At 48.5% G+C, this 2,895-nt stretch carries 5 protein-coding genes; 4 read left to right on the top strand and 1 reads right to left on the bottom strand.

From position 1 onward, the window contains the following. Positions 1-276 carry a PadR family transcriptional regulator gene (locus FJZ26_05275; protein ID MBM3229817.1) on the top strand — a complete coding sequence of 92 codons (276 nt, stop codon included), beginning with the start codon at positions 1-3 and terminating at the stop codon, positions 274-276. A 5-nt stretch (positions 277-281) separates the two neighbouring features. On the opposite strand, the gene nth is transcribed toward FJZ26_05275, so the two are convergent. Then, positions 282-953 (bottom strand): endonuclease III, encoded by a 672-nt coding sequence (nth, locus tag FJZ26_05270; protein MBM3229816.1) that lies wholly within the window; start codon positions 951-953, stop codon positions 282-284. Between the two features lie 86 nt (positions 954-1,039). Between nth and FJZ26_05265 the strand changes: the two genes are divergently transcribed. From FJZ26_05265 to FJZ26_05255, 3 genes are all read left to right on the top strand, one after another. Then, positions 1,040-1,384 carry a thioredoxin family protein gene (locus FJZ26_05265; GenBank protein MBM3229815.1) on the top strand — a complete coding sequence of 115 codons (345 nt, stop codon included), beginning with the start codon at positions 1,040-1,042 and terminating at the stop codon, positions 1,382-1,384. A 28-nt stretch (positions 1,385-1,412) separates the two neighbouring features. Further along, entirely contained in the window at positions 1,413-2,399 is a 987-nt protein-coding gene (locus FJZ26_05260) for an ATP-binding cassette domain-containing protein (GenBank protein MBM3229814.1), read from the top strand. Positions 2,400-2,476: 77 nt separating this feature from the next. Beyond that, the coding region (locus FJZ26_05255; GenBank protein ID MBM3229813.1) for an ABC transporter at positions 2,477-2,895 on the top strand (419 nt) is incomplete at its 3' end.

Below are 2,895 nucleotides of genomic sequence, written 5' to 3'. Positions count from 1 at the left end.
ATGAGGGGGATGCTCTCCTTTCTCATCCTCTTCCTGCTTTCAAAAAAACCGATGCACGGCCAGCAGATAGCAAAGGAGCTTGAAAAGCGCAAGGGCTCTAAGCCGTCACCAGGCACAATTTATCCGGCCCTCAGGGGGCTTAGCGACGAGGGGCTTGTCAGGGAGGCAAAAGAGGGGAAGAACATTGTCTACAGTCTCACCCCCTTGGGAAGGCGGGGCCTCAAGGCCGCAAAGGAGCATTTTTGCAGGACTTTTGTTGACGTATTCTCAAAATAAGCCAATTAGCTGAATTGCTTTGCACTTGGGCAGATTTTCCCAAGCGGGCAGCTTGGGCATTTGGGGTTTTTTGCAGTGCACTTTGCCCTTCCGTGGAATACAAGCAGGTTTGAGACAAGCCCCCATTCTTCTTTGGGAAATGTGGCCATCAAGTCGCGCTCTATCCCATTCTGCCGCCTGTTTTTTGTCCAGCCAAGCCTCTGCGACAGGCGGATGTTGTGAGTGTCTATTGCAATCCCCTCGTTTTTTCCATGTGCATTGTAAAGGACAATATTTGCAGTTTTTCTTGCAACGCCAGGAAGCTTAAGCAGGTCCTCCATACTGCCTGGAACCTTGCCCCCAAATTCAATGCAAATAACCCTGCACGCTTCCTTGATGTTTTTTGCCTTGTTATGGTAAAATCCCGTCGAGCGGATAAGGTTTTCCAATTCCGTTATCTTGGCATTTGCAAAGTCCCTTGCAGACGCATACCTTGCAAAAAGCGCTGGTGTCACCTTGTTCACCCTGGCATCTGTGCATTGCGCTGATAGGATTGTCGATACGAGAAGCTGGAGGGGGTTTCCAAAATCAAGTGAGCAGGTTGCCTCCGGGTACTCGTTTTTCAGGATGCCTTGCATCAGAAGTGCAGTTGCCCTTGAAACCAGCCTTGGGGCCCTCGATATTTTCTTGCTTGCCATGACTTATTGTCGTTTGGCATTGTTTTTAAATAATAAGTGGCTAGTGTAAGACATGGCATTTGACCTAATTGCCACAAGTTTCCAAAATGGGCAGTGATAAAATGGCGGTTATTGAGCTGGATGAAAAATCAGTTGAAACAAGTGTCATGGGGCAAAAGGGCAGCCGTGTCATGTTTTTTTATGCCTCCTGGTGCGGCGACTGCAAGAAGGCTGCGCCTTGGCTTGAGCAGCTTGCGGATAAAACAAGCGGTGTTGAATTTTTCAGAATGGATGCGGAAAAATTTGAGGGCATTGCGGATAAATTTTGGGTTGAAAGATATCCAACGCTTGTATTTTTCCGGGATGGCACCGCTGACAAAAACATTCTTGTCGAGCCTGCCTCATCAGATGATATCCGGAAATGGCTTGAGCAAAGAATGCATGCAAAATGATTGCAGCAACCATTTGGACGTGCATTGAATGGCAAGGGAAATCGCAATAGACATCAGGGGTCTTGTTAAGGTTTACAAGGGCAACGGAAACGCAATCAGGGCGCTTGACAGTGTTGACCTTCAGGTTGAACATGGTTCTGTATTCGGGTTTTTGGGTCCAAACGGGGCTGGAAAGACGACAACGCTTTCAATCCTTTGCGGGCTTATCAGGCCAACCTCGGGGCTTGCCCGTGTGGCGGGCATTGATGTTGGCAAAGACCCCCTTGCAGTAAGGAAGCAAATAGGGGTCGTGTTCCAGCAGCCAAGCGTTGATGACCTGCTTTCGGGGCGGGAAAACTTAATGATGCATGCGCTTTTGTATGGAATGGACAGGAAAACCAAGGACGGGCGGATTGAGGAAATACTCTCCATTGTAGGCCTGAAGCAAAGGGCAGATGACAGGATTAAGACATATTCTGGCGGGATGCGAAAAAGGCTTGAGATTGCCAGGGCGCTTTTGCACAGGCCAAAAATACTTTTCCTTGATGAGCCGACAGTCGGGCTTGACCTTCAGACAAGAAGCCACATCTGGAAGCACATCAAAGGCATGTCAAGGAAGTTTGGCACAACCGTTGTCTTTACAACCCACTATCTTGAGGAGGCCCAGGAATATGCAGACAAGGTTGCAATCATTGACAACGGAAAAATAATCGATGTTGGCACTCCAAAATCCCTCATTGAGGGAATAGGCGGCGATGTGGCGGTTTTTTTCACAAAAAACCCCCTAAAGGTGGCAAGGCTTCTAAAAACTGCCAAGTTTGCACGCAATGTCAAGGCACTAAAAAATTCCGTTCAGGCCGCAATTTCCAATTCCGGGAAGAACCTGCCAGCAATTCTTCGAAACCTTCCTGAAGTCGACTCAATGGAGCTGCATCCTGCCTCGCTAAATGATGTGTTTATCAAGCATACGGGAAGGGCAATAAGAAGTGAAAGCGGCGAGGGCGGTTTTTGGGAGCGGATAATGAACAACAAATAATGCAAGGCTTGCCAGGTGCAATTCAGGCCAAATATCCCGGGTTGCGCATGGGCTTGTAAATTTTGGCGCGTGATGCTGTGGGATTTGTGGATTCTGTTTATGCGATTTGGTACAGAGAGCTTATAGTTTTTTTGCGCGAGAAGGAACGGGTAATTTCGGCAGTTGTAACCCCGCTTATGTGGATAGTCGCATTTGGGGGCGGGCTTGGGGCATCAGTTGAAATAGGGGGCATGAATTACCAGACATTTCTTTTCCCCGGTATCCTTGCAATGGCCGTCCTTTTTGGCTCGATATTCTATGGAATGTACATCATCTGGGACAAGAAGCTTGACTTTCTTAAGATGGTCCTTGTGGCCCCGGTTCCGCGAAGCGCCGTGTTCCTTGGCAAAATGCTTGGCGGCATGACAGACGTGCTGATACAAGTAAGTGCACTTGTCGCATTTGGCTTTGTGCTTGGCATGCCACTTACGGCGCAATCAGCAGTCCTTGCACTTTT

Source organism: Candidatus Parvarchaeota archaeon (assembly GCA_016866895.1).
Classification (GTDB): domain Archaea; phylum Micrarchaeota; class Micrarchaeia; order Anstonellales; family VGKX01; genus VGKX01.
Note: the sequence above shows the minus strand (reverse complement) of the source record. Positions and strands in the feature narration are given on the sequence as shown.

Coding starts and splice junctions, on each gene's coding strand:
- FJZ26_05275 (MBM3229817.1), top strand. CDS start 1: ATGAGGGGGATGCTCTCCTTTCTCATCCTCTTCCTGCTTTCAAAAAAA.
- nth (MBM3229816.1), bottom strand. CDS start 953: ATGGCAAGCAAGAAAATATCGAGGGCCCCAAGGCTGGTTTCAAGGGCA.
- FJZ26_05265 (MBM3229815.1), top strand. CDS start 1,040: ATGGGCAGTGATAAAATGGCGGTTATTGAGCTGGATGAAAAATCAGTT.
- FJZ26_05260 (MBM3229814.1), top strand. CDS start 1,413: ATGGCAAGGGAAATCGCAATAGACATCAGGGGTCTTGTTAAGGTTTAC.